The following is a 16,442-nucleotide window of genomic DNA, read 5'->3' as shown; positions in this document are numbered from 1 at the left end:
CGAAACCGTCCCCTCCACCGGTTCCCCGTCAGCGTGGCCACCGGTCAGGCGGTCAGGCGGTCACGCGGCGCCTCCGGCGCGGCGGGCGGCCTCCAGCCGGTCGCCGTTGGCCTTCAGCAGCGCCCGGGCGCCGTCCGGGCCGAGGTCGCGCTCGATCATCAGCACGGCCACCTTGACGTTCCAGTCCGCCGCCTCCAAGGCGCCCCGCGCGGCGGCGGCCCCGGCGCCGGTGATGTCGCCGACCATCCGCGTCGCCCTGCGCGCGAGCTTCTCGTTCACCGCCGAGACCTCGATCATGGCGTTCCCGTACGTCCTGCCGAGCCGGATCATCACGATCGTGGAGATCATGTTGAGCACGAGCTTCTGCGCGGTCCCCGCCTTGAGCCGGGTCGAGCCGGCCACCACCTCGGGGCCGACGACCACCTCGATCGGATGCTCGGCCCGCTCCGACAGCGGCGACCCCGGGTTGCAGGACAGGCTCACGGTCAGCGCCCCGCGGCCGGCGGCCGCGTCCAGCGCCCCGAGCACGAACGGCGCGCGTCCGCTGGCGGAGATCCCCACGAGCGAGTCGAGCGGGCCCAGGCCGCGGTCGGCGACGGCCGCCGCCCCGCCGTCGCGGTCGTCCTCGGCGCCCTCGACCGACCGGGTCAGCGCGGCCTCGCCGCCCGCGATGACGCCCTGCACGAGCTCGGGGTCGGTGCCGAAGGTCGGCGGGCATTCCGAGGCGTCGAGGACGCCCAGCCTGCCGGACGTCCCCGCTCCCACGTAGAACAGGCGTCCGCCCCGCGCCATCCGTCCGGCGATCGCGTCGATGGCGGCCGACACGGCGGGGATGGCCCTGGCCACCGCGCCGGGCACCGTGGCGTCGGCCGCGTTCATCAGGCGGGCGATCTCCTCGGTCGGCAGCCGGTCGATCTCGCGATAACGCGGATCGCTCTGCTCCGTGTACAGCTCGCCCTGCTCCGTGTAGAGCTCGCCCTGCTCGGCGTAGAGCTCGCCCTGCTCGGCGTAGAGCTCGGTGTCGCGTTCACCATGCTCGGTGTCGATCTCGCTTCGCTCGGTGGACAGGCCCGTCAGTGGGTCAGTCATCTCGTCCCTGTCGTCGGTTTCCATCTCCGGCCTCCCCCGCTCGCCGTACGCGTCCTGACGACTCCTCACCCGCGGCTCACCGGCAGGGCGACCACGCTGCGGCGCTCGGGATGGAAGCACGCGTGCTCCTGCGGCGTGCCGCCGTCGCGGCCGAGCGCGGGCCGCTCGCGTTCGCACCGCTCGGTCCTGAACGGGCAGCGCGGCGCGAACAGGCACCCGTCCGGGTGCTCTCCCGACGCCTCCACCGGCACCACGCGCTGCTCGCCCGGCGACTCCAGGCCGTGCAGCACCGGGATGGCCGACAGCAGCGCCTGCGTGTAGGGATGCACCGGGGCCGAGATGACGGTCTCGACCGGGCCGCGTTCGACCACCTGGCCGCGGTAGATGACGTACAGCTCGCCGTCGGTGCCGATGTAGCGGGCCGTCGCCACGTCGTGGGTGATGAACAGCACGCTCACCCCGAGCCGCTCGCGCAGGTCCTTGAGCAGCGCGAGGATGCCCAGGCGCAGCGACACGTCGATCATCGAGACGGCCTCGTCGGCGACGAGGACCTCGGGATCGACGGTGAGCGCGCGGGCGATCACCACGCGCTGGCGCATGCCGCCCGACAACTGGTGGGGATAGCGCGGCAGCACGTAGCCCGGGTCGAGCCCGACCAGCCCGAGCAGCTCCCCGGCCCGCTCGTCCGTCCACGAGCGCGGCCGGCCGGTCTGTTTCGCCCGCAACGCGAGCGGCGCGGCCAGGGCCTGGTGGATCGTGCGCGTCGGGTTCAGCGCGGAGTAGGGGTCCTGGTGGATGAGCTGGACCCGGCGGAAGTACGGCTGCCGCCTGCGGTGGCTCAACGACGACATCGCCACGTCGTCGATGACGATCTCCCCGGAGTCGCAGGTCTCCAGCCCGGCGATGATCCGGCCAAGTGTGGTCTTGCCGCAGCCCGACTCGCCGATGAACGAGACCGCGCCCCCCTTCGGAATGGCGAAGTCCACGCCGCGCAGCGCGGGCACCTCCCGGGCGCCGAGCACGCCGCCGCGCTGCCGGAACGTCTTCGTGATGCCGATCCCGCTGATCATGCCTGGTCCTCCCCCGTCGCGGCGGCCACGGCCGGTCTGTCCCCCTCGTCGTCCCGTACGGCATGGCAGGCCGCCGACCGGGAGCCGGAGACGACCACCGGCGGCCGGCCGGTCTCGCACACGTCCATGCGCAGCGGGCAGCGCTCGCGGAACACGCACCCGTCGGCCGGGACGCCGGCCAGCGTCGGCGGGCGGCCCGGCAGGGCGCGCGCCTCGCCGATGTCGCCGACGAGGCGCGGGATGGCCCCGAGCAGCCCCCGCGTGTACGGGTGGCGCGGCCCGGCCAGCACCTCCCGGGTCGGGCCCTGCTCGGCCAGCCGTCCGCCGTACATGACCGCGAGCCGGTCGGCGACCTCGGCGACCACCCCGAGGTCGTGGGTGATGACGAGCGTGGTGAGCCCGCGCTCGGCGTGCACCTCCCGCACGATGCGCAGGATCGTCGCCTGCGTGATCATGTCGAGGGCGGTCGTGGGCTCGTCCAGCACGACGAGGCGGGCGTTCAGCACCAGGGCCAGCATGATGCCCACCCGCTGGCGCATGCCGCCCGACAGCTCGTGCTGGTAGGAGTCGAGCACCCGGGCGCCGTCCAGGCCCATCCGGCCGAGCAGGTCGCGGGCGTCGGCCAGCAGGCCGCGCGGGTCCTCGACGCCGTGCGAACGGCCCAGGTCGAGCACCTGTTTGCCGACCGTCTTGAGCGGGTTGAGGGAGTTCTGCGCCGCCTGGAAGACATACCCGACGTGCCGTCCCCGGGCTCGGCGCAGCCCCTCGCCGCCGAGCGCGACGACGTCGCCGAGTCCGTCGATCTCGACGCTGCCCGCCGCGATCCTGCCGGGCGGCTGGACGGCGTTGAGCAGCGACAGCGCGAGCGTCGACTTGCCGGACCCCGACTCGCCGACGACGCCGGTGATCGTGCCGGGCGCGAGGTCGAGATCGACGCCGGACACCGCGGGCAGCTCGCCGGCCGGGGTGCGGTAGACCACGGTCAGCCCGCGGATCCGCACGCCGGGAGGGCTCTGCTCGGGAGCCATGCTCACTCCTCCCGCAGCCGGGGGTTGAAGATCTCGTCCATCGCGTCCACGACCAGCACGATGCCGAGCGTGAGCAGCAGGATCGCCAGCAGCGGCGCCAGCAGATAGGGCAGCGCGGCCGTCGTGGTCAGCGCGCCGCCGCCGAAGACGGCGAGGTTGAGCATGACGCCCCAGTTGTTCGCCTCGAACGGCAGCACGCCCAGGAAGAACAGGCCCACCTGCGCGTAGACCGCGCCGGTGACCGCGATGAGCGCGTTCATCGCGATGTACGGAGCCATGCCGGGCAGCAGCTCCCTGCCGACGATGTGCGTCGTGGACAGGCCGAGCCCCCTGGCGGCCTCGATGAAGCCGCGTTCGCGCAGCGACAGCGTCTGCGACCGCACGGCCCGGGCCACGCCGCCCCAGCCGAGCAGCCCGAGCACCAGGCCCATCTCGACGGCGCCGGTGAACTTCCACACGGTCGACAGCACCAGCAGCAGCGGCAGCCCCGGGATCGTGAGCTTCATGTCGGTGAACCGCATGAGCACGGTGTCCCAGCGGCCCCGCCGGAACCCGGCGAACAGCCCGACGCCCGCGCCGACGACGACCGTGATGGCGGCCGTCACGAGGGCGGTCAGCAGGACGTACCGGGAACCGGTGACCACGAGGGCGAGCACGTCCGTGCCCTCGAAGTCGGTGCCGAACGGATGCCGCAGGCTCGGCGGCGCGTAGAGCGCGCTCGTGTCGCGCGGCAGGGGGTCGGGGTAGAGCACCGGCCCGAGGACCCCCATGAGGGCGAACACCACGAGGATGACCGCCCCGACCATCCGGCTCGGCTTGCGCCGCATGACCCGCCAGACGCCCCGCCAGAAGTTGCGGCGGACCGCCGCGGCGGCCCCCGTCTCCGCCTCCGGCACGATGGTCGCGCTCATGCAGCCCCCTCGCCTGGCGGCTCGGGGTGGCGTCGTGCCGGAGGCGCGCAGACGACTGCGTCGCGCAGCACGCTGTGTTCACTCATTCGCTCGCTCCGCTCGCTCATGCCGCCTCACCCCCGCTGCGCACCCGGGGGTCGATGACCGTGTAGAGGAGGTCGGCGGCGATGTTCGCGACGACGACCGCGGTCGTGATGAGCAGGAACGCCCCGCCCATCAGCGAGTAGTCGCGGTTGTTGATGCTGTCGATGAGCATCAGCCCCAGGCCCGGGTAGTTGAAGATGCGCTCGATGAAGATCGAGCCGCCGAAGAGCAGGCCCAGCGAAAGCGCCAGGATCGTGAACAGCGGCAGGATCGCGTTGCGCGCCACGTAGCGGAAGATGATCGACCGCTTCATCCCGCGCAGCTCGGCGGCCAGGATGAAGTCGTCGCCGAGCACGGTGACCACGCTCGACTTCATCGCGAGGATCCACCCGCCGTAGCCGGCCAGCGCGTACGTGACGACCGGCAGGGTGGCGTGCTGGACCAGCGAGCCGATGTAGTCGGCGGTGAAACCGGGGTCGATCACGATGTCGGCCGTCCCCCCGGCGGGGAGGATCGGGATCAGCGTGGTGAAGATCGCCCCCAGCAGCAGCGCCAGCACATACTGCGGCACGCCGTGCAGCAGCGACCCGGAGATCGCGAGGAGGTCGCCCAGCACGCCGGTCCGCTTGATCGCCGCGTAGACGCCCATGACGACGCCGACGAGGAAGCTTAGCAGCGTCCCTGCGAGCACCGGGATCAGGGTCCACTTGGCGGCCGAGAACAGCACGGTGGACACGCCGGTGCCGGGCACCGACAGCGACTGCCCGAGGTCGAGGTGGGCCAGCCCGCCCATGTAGTCGAGGTACTGCTCCCACAGGCCGCCCTTCGGCGTGAAGCCGTACAGCGCCTCGACCGCACGCTGGGCGGCGTCGGGGGCCATGCCCTGCTCGACGAGCTTCTGGTAGCGGGCCAGGAGCGGGTCTCCGGGAACGCTCCTGATGATCAGAAAGCTGATCGTCGTGACGACCAGGATCATGACGAACCCGCGGGCCACATGGCCCGCGAGCCGCCTGAGGAGAACCGCCATGGACTACTGCTTCTTCTTGATCAGGCCGAGCTGGATCCAGACGCCGGAGGGCTGGCGCAGCAGGTCGCTCTCGTCCTCCGGGAAGCCGGTGAAGCGGTTGGTGTTGACGAACTGGGTGTTCACGTAGTCCCAGAGCTGGATCACCGGAAGATCCTGGTTGGCCGCCTTGGCGAGCTTGGCGATGACGGCCTTCTGCTCGTCGCCGCTGACGCTGTTGAGCTGGCTGGTCAGCTCTCCGGGGTTGACCGTGCCGACGCCGTCGACGTCGATCGTCTCGGGGCCGCCCATCCAGTTGCCGTCCTTGCCGGCCGGCGAGTGCTTGACCTTGCCACCGAGGATGTTCCAGCCGTTGGAGGTGCCGTACAGGCGCTGGTAGATGTTGTACGGCGCGGGGCCGAGCGCGATGAGCCAGAAGCCGAGGTCGTACTTGCCCTCGGCGAGCTCGGACAGGTAGAGCGGGTAGTCGGCGGTGGTCACGACCTCGGCCTCGACGCCCGCCGCGGTGAGCTGGCTGGTGACGGCCTTGGCCGCGGAGACCCAGTCGGAGAACGGCGCCGGGATGTTGATCGTCACCTTCCACGGCTTGCCGTCGGCCAGCGCCCACTTGCCGTCCTTCTTCTGGAGGCCGGCCTCGGAGAACTCCTTTTCCGCCTTCGCCGGGTCCAGCGCGTACGGCTCCAGCGCGTCGAGCTCGGCGCCGAGCCATTCCCTGGCGGCCTTCTGGTGGATGCCCGACGTGGTCACGGCCGCCGTGCCGCCCTCGGGTGAGGCGATCTGCGTGACCTCCTGACGGTTGATCAGGTAGGCCAGCCCGCGCCGCACGTGCACGTTGTCGTACGGCTTCTTCGCCTGGTTGAACGCCAGCGAGACGGCCACCGGGGAGTAGCCCTTGATGACCTGGTTGCCGGGCGTCGCCTTGATGCGCTTCATCACGTCGGCGGGCACCGCGGTGAACGGGGCGTTGTCGAGCGTGCCGGAGGTCAGGTAGTTCCAGATCTGCTCGTTGCCCGTGGTGTTGAGCAGCTTGAGCTGGTCGGGCGCGACGTTGGCGGCGTTGTAAAAGTTCGCGTTCTTCACCAGCAGCGCCTCGCCGGGGTTCATCCGCTTGAGGACGAACGGCCCGGCCGACACGTCCTGGGCCGGGGCGAACGCGAGCACCTTCTCCGACAGCGCCTTGACCTGCCCGCGCGCCGCCTCCGCCTCGGGGCCGTCACCGCGGGCGGCCTTGAGCGTGTCCCAGAAGTCGGCGGGAACGACGGTCTGCCACACGTGCTTGGGCACCACGAACGCGTCCATGACCCCGCGCACGAACGTGACGCTGGGGTTCTTCATGTCCTGACTGATCTTGATCGTCTTGTCGTCGACGACCTCGACGTCCGAGGCCGCGCCGGCCGCGCCGGGGTCGACCGCGAAGGCGGTGCTGCCCTGCGTGTACGCCAGCGCGATCGAGAACTTCACGTCCTCGGCGGTGACGGGCTGCCCGTCGGACCACTTGTTGCCCGGCTGCAGGTGAAGGGTGATGGACGAGTTGTCCGGCGCGATGTCCCAGCTCGCCGCGATGCCCGGGTAGAACTGGTTCGGGTCGGTGAGGGTGTTCTTCGCCCAGGCGATCCTCATCGCGTTGTAGCCCCAGAACGCGTTGCCCTTGGGGTTCCACGGGTTGATCGGCGCGTTGACGTCGAGTGACGGCTTGTTGATGTCGACCGTGGTGTAGACGCCACCACCACCGCCGCCCGTGGATTTTCCGCTCGTGCCGCCGCCGCTGCATGCCGCGACGGCCGCGAGGCTGAGCAACGCCGCGACCGCTGTCAGACGTTTCATTGACCGCTCCGGGGGGTTGTTCTGATGCGGATCTTGTCCGGACCTTATGCGGCACCCCAAGCGTAGGTCAATAATCTGCAAAACTCGTGAGGGTTCTGCAACTTTCCTTCATCGCAGTCACGGCGAAACCGAGCGCCGCGACGAACCGTCACAAGTGGTGGTCTTCTCTCCCGCCGGTCAGCGAAGTGTTACTGGTCGCTGCCACGCGATCACATTACGTTGCGAGCAAAGACACCCGTCCTGCGAGGAGGACCTGCGTGAAGTCCATCGCCCGATTCTGTGGCAACTGCAGCTGCGGCTGCCCCGAGCTGTTCGTGGACGTCTCCGCCCCGGCGGAGCGTCAGGTCGTCATCACCGACGACTTCGGTCAGAAGGTGGAGATGAGCCTCGACCAGCTCGGCTCTCTCGTGGAGGCGGCGAAGACCGGCGCGCTGGACGACCTCGCGCTCACCGGCTGACCGTGAACCCGGCCGCCCTGTTCGCCGGAGGCCTCGTCGCCGGCCTTGCCGCGGGCACGGCGTCGTGCACCGCCGTCCAGGGCGGCCTCCTCATCGGCCTCGTCGCCCCGTCTAACGGCCCGTCTCACAGCCCGTCTCACGGCCCGTCCGGTGGCTTACCGCCGGTGGCGGCGTTCCTGGCCGGCAGGCTCGCCGCCCACACCGCCCTCGGGGCGCTGCTCGGGCTGGCGGGCGCCGCCGTACAGGTCGGCCCGCGCACTCGCGCGGCACTGCTCGTCGCCGCCGGGACCGTGGTCGTCGTGCTCGCCGTACGGATGCTCCGTCGCCGCCGGTGCGCACCGGTGAGGACGGCGCCCGAGACGGCAGGCGGCGACCCGCGTGAATGCTCATGCCCGGACGGCGGGCACGCACAGGACCGCACACCACCGAAAAGCGCATTGCCGGACAACACATCACCGCCCCGGGGTCCTGCACTGCCGGGTGGCGCACCACGGGGTCGTGCACCACTGGGCGGCGCGGCCCGCGGGACCGGTTTCTCGGGGATCGCGGCCCATTCCCCCACCCTCGTGCGGGCGGGGGTGCTGGGCATGGCCACGATCCTCGTACCCTGCGGCGTCACGATCGGCATCGAGGTCGTGGCCGTCGGCGCGGGTTCGGCGCTCGGGGGCGCGGCCGCGCTCGCGGGGCTCGCGCTCGGCACCGCGCCCGCCTTCGCCGCCCTCGGACTGCTGCTGCGCACGCTCGTCTCGACCCGGCTGGCCGTCCTCGCGGGGATCGCGGCCTTGGCCGCCGGGCTGTTCACGGTCGGCTCCGGGCTGCGGCTCGGCGGCTGGCTGCCGGACGTCTCCCTGCCGGAGTTCGGCTCCCCCGCCGCCGCGGCGGGACGCGCCCTCACCGGCACGGACGGCGTCCAGCGGCTCACCGTCTGGGCGACCCCGGAGGGGTTCCGGCCCGGGATCGCCGTCGCCGCCGCCGGACGGCCCGTCGAAATCGTCTTCAGGACGAAGGACAACCGGGGCTGCACGCGCACGCTCGCGATCGACGACCACGACGTCGTGCTCCCCGTGACGGGCGAGCGCGTGGTGCGGCTGGCCGCCCGCCCGGAGGGGCGGCTGCGTTACGCCTGCGGCATGGGCATGTACGTGGGCTTCGTCAGGTTCGAGCGCTCCCCCTGACCCCGGGCATGGCGAAACGGATGCCGGCCGGGGGTTCCGGCCGGCATCCGCAGGGAACGCGGGGCGAGGGAACACGGGGTGAGGGAACGCGGCTGGTCAGAAGACGCGCCGGCTCGCCGCGAGGGCGTTGTCGGTGCGCGCCTGGTCACGGGTGGCGGGCGTCACGCAGACGTGGTCGGCGGGAGTGGCCTCGCGCCAGACGTATCCCTGCTTGCACGTGTCCGGCCCGTACGGCTTCTTCACCGAACCCCCCGGCCAGAAGGGCGGGTTCTTCGGCACGGTGTACGTGATCTCGGTCCAGCCGGAGTAGCGGGTCGCGAAGAGGCCGCCTGACCAGGCGCCTTCCACCTTGAAGGTGTAGGTCTTGCCGGGAACCAGCGTCCCCGTGGTGGCCGTGGTCGCGTTGCCCGGCAGGTCCACCTGCACACCGGGGTCATACCGGAACAGCACCTTCTTGTACGAGCTGCCGTTCACCCACTGCACCGTCGCCCGGTAGTCGCGGTAGCCGACGACCCGCAGGTTCTGCGGCTTGGGCACGGGGCGGAACTGACCCGCGCCCGGAGGATAGGAGGGGACGTTCCCGGCGATCGGGATGGGGTCCGGCACTGCACTCCGACGGGTGCCCGACGCTGGGCCACAGGTAGCAGACGGTCACCCGGGGCGCCTGTCCGGCGTAGGCCCGCACGTGCGCGGAGGGAATGGTGAAGGAGGTGGTGGCGCCGCGGTCGTCCCATTTGCCCTCTTGAATGCCGCCGAACGTCAGGACCGTCGTCTCGCCCGCGACCGTGCCGGGGAAGAACGTGTCCGGCCCCCACGTCACCCGTAACCCGCCGTCGACGGGAATGACGCTGTTGATCCTCGGAGGGTGCCGGTTCACGTCCGCCTGCGCCGGACCGGCCACCGTCGCGCACGCGAGACCGGCGGCAAGCCCGCCGATCACGAGGGCCTTGACGCATGCTCCACAGCGATTCATCTGAATCATCTCTCTTCTCCTGTCCGAGCTCCGTTCTGACGACTCCCACGATGCGCCGGGGCCCTGACCGGCCACATCGTGGCAATCCCTGCGGCCGGCTCCGGGATATCCCTCTACCGCCGGCCGCCGGAGCGCCGCCGAGCTCAGGCGAGAGCGCGGGGTGTGGCGCCTGCGCGGCGCCGCGCCCGGTGTGTCATCCCAATGTCTTGCAATAACCCTCCGTGACGACTCGGTTACGTGTCACCCTGTGTCCCATGACACTAGTGGGAGCGACGGAGGCGACCGCGTGGCCCGGGATACCGGTCCCGCGTACCCCTGAACCCCTGGACCCGGCCGAGGCGAACCTGGTCGACAGGGCCCGTGACGGCGACAGCGACGCGGCGCACCGGCTGGGCCGGCTGTGCGCGGAGCGCGACGACCGGCTGGGCGCCCGGCTCTGGTGGGAGCGGGCGGCGCGGGCGGGCAACGTCGACAGCGCCTACAACCTTGGGCTGTGGCACCGCACGCACGGAACGACCGAGGAGGCCGTCGGCTGGTTCGAGCTTGCGGCGGGCACCGGCGACGCCGACGCGGCGACGAACCTGGCATCACTGCTGCTGGAGCGGCGCGGCGACGTCGACGGAGCGCGCAAGTGGTTCGAGCGGGCGGCCGAGGACGGCTCCCGCCACGCGGCCCGGCGGCTGGCCCTGCTCTGCGAGGACCAGGGCGACGGCATGGGCGCGCGGCGCTGGCACTTCAGGGCCGCCGTGGACGGCGACCTGCGCTCGGCCCACGACCTGGGATTCCTCGGCTACGCCGCGGGCGACGAGGCCGAGGCGCTGCACTGGTGGGAGTACGCGGCGCGCGGCGGCCACGCGGAGGCCGCCTATCACATGGCCCTGCTCCTGCACGCGGCCCGCGACGAGAAGGGCGCGGAGGGGTTCTATCGGCTCGCCGTCCGCGCCGACCACCCCGGGGCGGCCTTCCGGCTGGGCGACATGGCGCTCTGCCGGGGCGATCTGACCACGGCACGCGCCTGCTTCGAGCGGGCGGCGCAGACCGGCCGGCCGGACGCGCGACGGATGGCCGGCCTCGTCTGCGCCCGCATGGACGACAAGCCGGGAGCCGCCCGATGGTACGGGCAGGCCGCCACCGACGACCCCGAGGCCGCCTTCCGCTTCGGGCTACTGCTCGTCGCCGAGCACAACGACCTGAAGGGCGCGCGCCACTGGTTCAGGCGGGCGGCCGAACGCGGGCACCACGGCGCCATGGTCGAGCTGCGGACGCTGCTGCCCCTGCTCGGCGCGTCACCCGAGGCCGAGGAGTGCCTGCTCGACCCGGCCCCGCCCTACTGGAGCCGCCCGGCGGAGCCCGGGCAGGCCGCACGCGCGGAGCTCGCCGTGGCGGCGGCGCGCAGGCGCGGCGACCCGGCGGCGGAGCCCGCGGACCTGGTCGAGATCCTCGGCACGTGGGATCTGGTCACCGGTGAGCTCGTCACAGGGGCCTCGCCGCTCGGCGACGGCCCGGACGAGGTAAGCCCGGCGGACACCGTGGGGTGGCTCGCGCGGGCGAGCGGGCTGCACCGGGCCGCCATCGAGCACCTCGCCCTGGTGCGCGCGACGCTGCTGCGGCCGGGCACGGCCCCGTTACCCACCCCGGCCGAGGTCGAGCACGTGCTCGGCACCGCGAGGGATCTGCGCAGGCGCCTCGGACTGCGCTGATCCCCCACGTTTGCGGTCAGGCGGCGAGGATCTCCGCGACCGGCGTGTACGCCAGGCCGTGCGCCGAGGCGACGGGCTCGTTGGTGAGCACGCCGGCGTGGGTGTTGAGACCCAGGCCGAGCGCCTGGTCGCCGCGCAGCGCGTCCTTCCAGCCCTTGTCCGCGATCTTCACGGCGTACGGCAGGGTCGCGTTCGTCAGGGCGTAGGTGGAGGTGTTGGCCACCGAGCCCGGCATGTTCGCCACGCAGTAGAACACCGACTCGTGCACGCGGAACGTCGGCTCGGCGTGCGTGGTCGGGCGGGAGTCCTCGAAGCAGCCGCCCTGGTCGATCGCGATGTCGACGAGCACGGAGCCCGGCTTCATGCGGGAGACCAGCTCGTTGGAGACGAGCGTCGGGGCCTTGGCGCCCGGGATGAGCACGGCGCCGATGACCAGGTCGGCCTCGATCACCGCCCGCTCGATCGCGTACGACGTCGAGACCAGCGTCTTCAGCCGGCCCTGGTAGACGGCGTCGATGAAGCGCAGCCGGTCGATGTTGACGTCGAGGATCGTCACGTCGGCGCCCATGCCGACGGCGATCTGCGCCGCGTTCAGGCCGGAGACGCCGCCGCCGATCACGACGACCTTGGCGGGGGCCACGCCGGGCACCCCGCCGGGGAGCACGCCGCGTCCGCCGTTGAACCGCATCAGGTTGTACGCGCCGACCTGGGGGGCGAGCCGCCCGGCGACCTCCGACATCGGGGCCAGCAACGGCAGGCCGTTGCCGACCTGGACGGTCTCGTACGCGATGGCGGTGGTCCCCGCCGCGAGCAGCGCGTCGGTGCACGGCCGGGAGGCGGCGAGGTGGAGGTAGGTGAACAGGATCTGGTCCGCGCGGAGGCGGTGGTACTCCTCCGCGATCGGCTCCTTGACCTTGAGGATCATCTCCGACTCGGCCCACACCTCGTCGGCGCCCTCGACCAGCTTGGCGCCGGCCGCGAGGTACTCCTCGTCGGTGATGTGGGAGCCGAGCCCGGCGCCGCGCTGGACGCTGACCTCGTGGCCGTGACGGACGAGCTCGTGGACGCCGGCCGGGGTGGCGGCGACGCGGTATTCGTGGTTCTTGACCTCGGCGGGCACGCCGATCTTCATGAGGTGTGTCCTTTCAAGCGGTCACTCGTCACGGTCGCCCCCTGTCCGGCCGCACGAGCTCGATGGTCTACAGGCGGGCCCACGCCTCGGTGAGCACCGAACGGAGAATCGACTCGATCTCGTCGAACTCCTTGGGGCCGCAGATCAGCGGCGGGGCGAGCTGCACGACCGGGTCCCCACGGTCGTCCGCCCGGCAGTACAGGCCGGCGTCGTACAGCGCCTTCGAGAGGAAGCCGCGCAGCAGGCGCTCCGACTCCTCCTCGTTGAACGTCTGCTTGGTGGACTTGTCCTTGACCAGCTCGATCCCGTAGAAGTAGCCCGAGCCGCGGACGTCGCCGACGATCGGCAGGTCGCGCAGCCGGTCGAGGGTCGCCTTGAACACCGGCTCGTTGGCCGTGACGTGCTCAAGCAGTCCCTCGCGCTCGAAGATGTCGAGGTTGGCCAGGGCGACGGCGGCCGACACCGGGTGGCCGCCGAAGGTGTATCCGTGCGCGAAGGTCTCGCTGCCGTGCTTGAACGGCTCGAACAGCCGATCCGAGACGATCATGGCGCCGATGGGCGAGTAACCGCTGGTCAGACCCTTCGCACAGGTGATGATGTCCGGCACGTAGTCGAACTTCTGGCCGCCGAACATCGTGCCGAGACGGCCGAAGGCGCAGATGACCTCGTCCGACACGAGCAGCACGTCGTGGGCGTCGCAGATTTCGCGCAGGCGCTGGAAGTATCCGGGGGGCGGCGGGAAACAGCCGCCGGCGTTCTGCACCGGCTCGACGAAGACGGCGGCCACGGTGTCCGGGCCCTCCATCTCGATGGCCTTGCCGACCTGGTCGGCGGCCCAGCGGCCGAACGCCTCGGGGTCCTTCTCCAGGCCGGGGAAGCCGGAGATCTCGTCGGCGCGGTAGAGGTTCGTGTTGGGGGCCTTGATCGCGCCGGGCACCAGCGGCTCGAAGACCTGCTTGAGCGCCGGGATGCCGGTGATCGACAGCGCGCCCTGCGGGGTGCCGTGGTAGGCGATGGACCGGCTGACGACCTTGGTCTTCAGCGGCTTGCCCTTGAGCTTGTAGTACTGCTTGGCCAGCTTCCAGGCCGACTCGACGGCCTCGCCGCCGCCCGTGGTGAAGAAGACGCGGTTGAGGTCGCCGGGGGTGAGCTGCGCGAGCCGCGCGGCGAGCTCGGCGGCCTTCGGGTGCGCGTACGACCACAGGGGGAAGAACGCGAGCTCCTGGGCCTGCTTGGCGGCGGCCTCGGCCAGCTCGGCGCGGCCGTGGCCGACCTGGACCACGAACAGTCCGGCCAGGCCGTCGAGATACCGCTTGCCGTGGATGTCGTAGACGTAGGCGCCCTCGCCGCGCACGATCATGGGCACCTCCCCTCCCTCGTAGGAGGAGTGGCGCGTGAAGTGCATCCAGAGATTGTCCTGTGCGGCCTTGAGAACGTCGGGGCGCGTCATCGCAACCTTCCCTCAGGTGATCCGTCGCTGCTGCACAGTGTGCATGCCGCTTCCGCGTTTTGCCAAGTGATTACGTGGCGTCACTGTGAAAGAAGTTCGGATTCCGTGACGTCGACATGTAACGGCAACGAAATCCGTCACTGTAGATTGGGGCTGTCAAGACGCGCGAGATGGGTCCGCCTGACCTGTGGTCAAATGGGGTTCCACCAGCCAGGTTTGGCAAGATCCGCGTACATTCCGGGAGAACGTCGTGACACCAGAGGAGATCGAGCGCGCCGTCGAGGAGGGCATGCCGCAGACGGTCGAGGACCTCAAGCGCCTCGTCGCCATACCGTCCGTCGCGTTCCCCGGCCACTCCGAGGCCCCGGTCCTTGAGGCCGCGGCGCTCGTGGAACGGCTGCTCCGCGCCGCCGGCCTCCCGCACGTCCGGCAGATCCCCATCGAGGGCAGCTTCCCCGCCGTGTTCGCCGAGGCGCCCGCCCCGGACGGGGCCCCGACCGTTCTGCTCTACGCGCACTACGACGTGCAGCCCGCCGGCGACCTCGCCCTGTGGCGCACTCCGCCGTTCGAGCCCACGGTCGTCGACGGGGTCATGCACGGCCGCGGCGCGGCCGACGACAAGAGCGGCGTCATCGCCCACGTGGCCGCGCTGCGCGCCTTCAACGGCCGGTTCCCGGTCGGGCTGAAGGTCATCATCGAAGGCCAGGAGGAGTACGCCGGCGAACGTCTGGAGGCGTTCGTCGAGGAGAACCCCGACCTGCTGCGCGCCGACGCCATGGTCATCGCCGACGTCGGCAACCCCGCCGTGGGCGACCCCGCGATCACCACGTCGCTGCGCGGCATGGCCGCGTTCACCGTGGAGGTCCGCACGCTCGCCGAGGCCGTGCACAGCGGCGCGTTCGGCGGCGCCGCCCCCGACGCGCTGGCGGCGCTCATGCGCATGCTGACCGCCCTGCACGACGACCAGGGCAACGTACGCGTGCCCGGGCTCGAACCGGGCACCTTCCCTGGCGAGGCTCTCGGTGACGAGGAGTTCCGCGCGCTCGCCGGTGTGCTCGACGGCGTGTCGCTGGTCGGCGACGGCTCGCTCGCCGACCGGCTCTGGGCGTCGTACGCGATCACGGTGACCGGTCTGGACGTGCCGACGGTGACCGGCGCGATCAACGCGGTCCAGGCGGTGGCCCGGGCGCGCGTCACGATCCGCATCCCCGCGAACGGCGACGCCCGGCAGGCGCTGAACGACGTGACGGCCTACCTGGAGAAGGTCGCGCCGTGGGGGGTCAAGGTCTCCTTCGGCGACTTCGTCAGCGGCTCGGGCTTCCAGATCGAGCCGGGCGGCCCGGCCATGAACGCCGCGGAGCGTGCGCTGGAGCGCGCCTTCGGGCGGGCGCCGCGTCAGGTCGGCCAGGGCGGCTCGATTCCGCTGGTGGCGGCACTCGCCCGGCAGTTCCCCCAGGCCGAGATCCTGCTGTACGGCGCCGAGGACGACGGCGCCTCGATCCACGCCCCCAACGAGCGACTGGTGCTGGACGAGCTCAAGCGGATCATCACGACCGAGGCCCTGTTCCTCGCCGGCTACGGCGGCTGGCACGGCGCGTCCTGAGCCCGCCGTGCCGGAGGCGCACTTAGCTTGCCGTGCCGGAGGCGCGGCAATTCAGCACAGAAGGCCCGGTGGATGGGGGGACCACCGGGCCTTCCGTTTTCTCGCACCGCCGTCACACGTGGCCCGGGGGATCCGCGGGCCGGTCGGCGCGCTTACTGGTAGTGGATGTCGGAAGAGCTGTAGATGCAGTTCGTGCCGTCGGCGCCCTCACCGATCTTCGAGGGCTCGCTGCCCTTCGGCACACCCTTGTACTTCTCGCAGATCACGATCTTGTGGCTGGCGTCGTTCTTGATCGTGATGTTCGAGAAGCGCGCGGTGTCGCCCCAGTTGGTGTTGATCCCGGCGAGCGCCTTGCCGGGAGAGGTCGCCACGATGTTCGACATCTGGACGTGCCGCTGGTAGGAGTTCGTGCAGTTGCCGCAGGCACGGTAGAGCTTCCCGAAGTTCTCCACCTGGAAGTTCCTGATGATCATGGTGCCGGGGCCGTTGTGCTGGAACACCTTGTCGGATGCGCTCCTGGCGCCGCCGCCGTCGATGGTCATGACCTGCGACGACGAGCTGCCCAGCAGGGTGGCGGCGTCCTCGCCGACGTCCTCCCACCAGACGTTCTGCAGCGTGCAGCTGCCCAGGCAGTGGATGCCGTCGGCGCCGGGCGAGCCGATGATCACATTCTTGAGCGTGGCGCCGTTGGCCAGCTCGAAGATCGGGTCCTGGCTCTCGCTCTGCCCGCCGTCGCCCATGTCACCGCTGGCGTAGTAACGCTTCAGGCCGCCGTCCATGGTGCCGGAGACGCTGATCGTGCTGGTGACCCCCTGCGAGCCGTTCGGGCTGGGCCAGCCCGACGGCGGCGTCGTCGGGCTGGTGCTCGGCGTGGGCGACGGGGACCTCGTCGGCGTCCTGGTGGGGGTGGGGGAGGCCGGG

At 71.3% G+C, this 16,442-nt stretch carries 14 protein-coding genes; 4 read left to right on the top strand and 10 right to left on the bottom strand.

The window, feature by feature from the left end:
- Positions 1 to 60 precede the first annotated feature (60 nt).
- The 6 genes from murQ to FLX08_RS32835 form a co-directional block, all read right to left on the bottom strand.
- Positions 61 to 1,089 (bottom strand): N-acetylmuramic acid 6-phosphate etherase, encoded by a 1,029-nt coding sequence (murQ, locus tag FLX08_RS32860; RefSeq protein ID WP_142624154.1) that lies wholly within the window; start codon positions 1,087 to 1,089, stop codon positions 61 to 63.
- A gap of 65 nt (positions 1,090 to 1,154) precedes the next feature.
- On the bottom strand, positions 1,155 to 2,159 hold the full coding sequence (locus FLX08_RS32855; protein WP_142624153.1) for an ABC transporter ATP-binding protein: 1,005 nt from the start codon (positions 2,157 to 2,159) through the stop codon (positions 1,155 to 1,157).
- On the bottom strand, positions 2,156 to 3,187 hold the full coding sequence (locus tag FLX08_RS32850) for an ABC transporter ATP-binding protein (RefSeq protein WP_142624152.1): 1,032 nt from the start codon (positions 3,185 to 3,187) through the stop codon (positions 2,156 to 2,158). The genes FLX08_RS32855 and FLX08_RS32850 overlap by 4 nt, the downstream gene beginning before the upstream one ends.
- Before the next feature lie 2 nt (positions 3,188 to 3,189).
- Positions 3,190 to 4,098: an ABC transporter permease gene (locus tag FLX08_RS32845; protein ID WP_142624151.1), complete on the bottom strand. Its 909-nt coding sequence runs from the start codon at positions 4,096 to 4,098 to the stop codon at positions 3,190 to 3,192.
- Between the two features lie 103 nt (positions 4,099 to 4,201).
- Positions 4,202 to 5,209, bottom strand: a complete 1,008-nt coding sequence (locus tag FLX08_RS32840; protein WP_142624150.1) for an ABC transporter permease — start codon at positions 5,207 to 5,209, stop codon at positions 4,202 to 4,204.
- A 3-nt stretch (positions 5,210 to 5,212) separates the two neighbouring features.
- Positions 5,213 to 7,030 carry an ABC transporter substrate-binding protein gene (locus FLX08_RS32835; protein WP_142624149.1) on the bottom strand — a complete coding sequence of 606 codons (1,818 nt, stop codon included), beginning with the start codon at positions 7,028 to 7,030 and terminating at the stop codon, positions 5,213 to 5,215.
- Between the two features lie 257 nt (positions 7,031 to 7,287).
- Here FLX08_RS32835 and FLX08_RS40945 point away from each other — a divergent pair, with 257 nt between their 5' ends.
- Together FLX08_RS40945 and FLX08_RS32830 are read left to right on the top strand one after the other, a co-directional pair.
- A complete protein-coding gene (locus FLX08_RS40945) occupies positions 7,288 to 7,488 on the top strand; it encodes a hypothetical protein (protein WP_167530662.1) in 201 nt (66 codons plus the stop codon).
- Positions 7,489 to 7,490: 2 nt separating this feature from the next.
- A complete protein-coding gene (locus tag FLX08_RS32830; RefSeq protein WP_167530661.1) occupies positions 7,491 to 8,663 on the top strand; it encodes an urease accessory protein UreH domain-containing protein in 1,173 nt (390 codons plus the stop codon).
- Between the two features lie 96 nt (positions 8,664 to 8,759).
- Here the strand turns inward: FLX08_RS32830 and FLX08_RS32825 are convergent, their stop codons facing one another.
- Positions 8,760 to 9,269 (bottom strand): hypothetical protein, encoded by a 510-nt coding sequence (locus FLX08_RS32825; protein ID WP_142624147.1) that lies wholly within the window; start codon positions 9,267 to 9,269, stop codon positions 8,760 to 8,762.
- Positions 9,270 to 9,890: 621 nt separating this feature from the next.
- On the opposite strand from FLX08_RS32825, the gene FLX08_RS32820 reads away from it, so the two are divergent.
- Complete coding sequence (locus FLX08_RS32820; RefSeq protein ID WP_142624146.1) at positions 9,891 to 11,336, top strand: tetratricopeptide repeat protein; 1,446 nt, start codon at positions 9,891 to 9,893, stop codon at positions 11,334 to 11,336.
- 16 nt (positions 11,337 to 11,352) lie between these two features.
- Here FLX08_RS32820 and ald read toward each other — a convergent pair whose 3' ends face one another.
- Together ald and FLX08_RS32810 are read right to left on the bottom strand one after the other, a co-directional pair.
- Positions 11,353 to 12,468: an alanine dehydrogenase gene (gene ald, locus FLX08_RS32815; protein ID WP_142624145.1), complete on the bottom strand. Its 1,116-nt coding sequence runs from the start codon at positions 12,466 to 12,468 to the stop codon at positions 11,353 to 11,355.
- 67 nt (positions 12,469 to 12,535) lie between these two features.
- Positions 12,536 to 13,918: an aspartate aminotransferase family protein gene (locus FLX08_RS32810; protein ID WP_142624144.1), complete on the bottom strand. Its 1,383-nt coding sequence runs from the start codon at positions 13,916 to 13,918 to the stop codon at positions 12,536 to 12,538.
- Positions 13,919 to 14,168: 250 nt separating this feature from the next.
- On the opposite strand from FLX08_RS32810, the gene FLX08_RS32805 reads away from it, so the two are divergent.
- Positions 14,169 to 15,521, top strand: coding sequence for a M20/M25/M40 family metallo-hydrolase (locus tag FLX08_RS32805; protein ID WP_142624143.1), 1,353 nt, complete (start codon positions 14,169 to 14,171; stop codon positions 15,519 to 15,521).
- A gap of 152 nt (positions 15,522 to 15,673) precedes the next feature.
- Here FLX08_RS32805 and FLX08_RS32800 read toward each other — a convergent pair.
- The coding region (locus FLX08_RS32800; RefSeq protein ID WP_208761805.1) for a pectate lyase at positions 15,674 to 16,442 on the bottom strand (769 nt) is incomplete at its 5' end.

The organism is Microbispora hainanensis (assembly GCF_006874475.1).
Lineage (GTDB): Bacteria > Actinomycetota > Actinomycetes > Streptosporangiales > Streptosporangiaceae > Microbispora > Microbispora hainanensis.
The sequence above is the reverse complement of the archived record's forward strand: the minus strand, read 5'-3'. Positions and strand labels throughout refer to the sequence as shown.

What these genes read in the sequence shown, in the direction of transcription:
- FLX08_RS32810 (WP_142624144.1), bottom strand. Translation starts at nt 13,918, where the DNA reads ATGACGCGCCCCGACGTTCTCAAGGCCGCACAGGACAATCTCTGGATG.
- FLX08_RS32850 (WP_142624152.1), bottom strand. Translation starts at nt 3,187, where the DNA reads ATGGCTCCCGAGCAGAGCCCTCCCGGCGTGCGGATCCGCGGGCTGACC.
- FLX08_RS32845 (WP_142624151.1), bottom strand. Translation starts at nt 4,098, where the DNA reads ATGAGCGCGACCATCGTGCCGGAGGCGGAGACGGGGGCCGCCGCGGCG.
- ald (WP_142624145.1), bottom strand. Translation starts at nt 12,468, where the DNA reads ATGAAGATCGGCGTGCCCGCCGAGGTCAAGAACCACGAATACCGCGTC.
- FLX08_RS32835 (WP_142624149.1), bottom strand. Translation starts at nt 7,030, where the DNA reads ATGAAACGTCTGACAGCGGTCGCGGCGTTGCTCAGCCTCGCGGCCGTC.
- murQ (WP_142624154.1), bottom strand. Translation starts at nt 1,089, where the DNA reads ATGACTGACCCACTGACGGGCCTGTCCACCGAGCGAAGCGAGATCGAC.
- FLX08_RS32840 (WP_142624150.1), bottom strand. Translation starts at nt 5,209, where the DNA reads ATGGCGGTTCTCCTCAGGCGGCTCGCGGGCCATGTGGCCCGCGGGTTC.
- FLX08_RS32820 (WP_142624146.1), top strand. Translation starts at nt 9,891, where the DNA reads ATGACACTAGTGGGAGCGACGGAGGCGACCGCGTGGCCCGGGATACCG.
- FLX08_RS32855 (WP_142624153.1), bottom strand. Translation starts at nt 2,159, where the DNA reads ATGATCAGCGGGATCGGCATCACGAAGACGTTCCGGCAGCGCGGCGGC.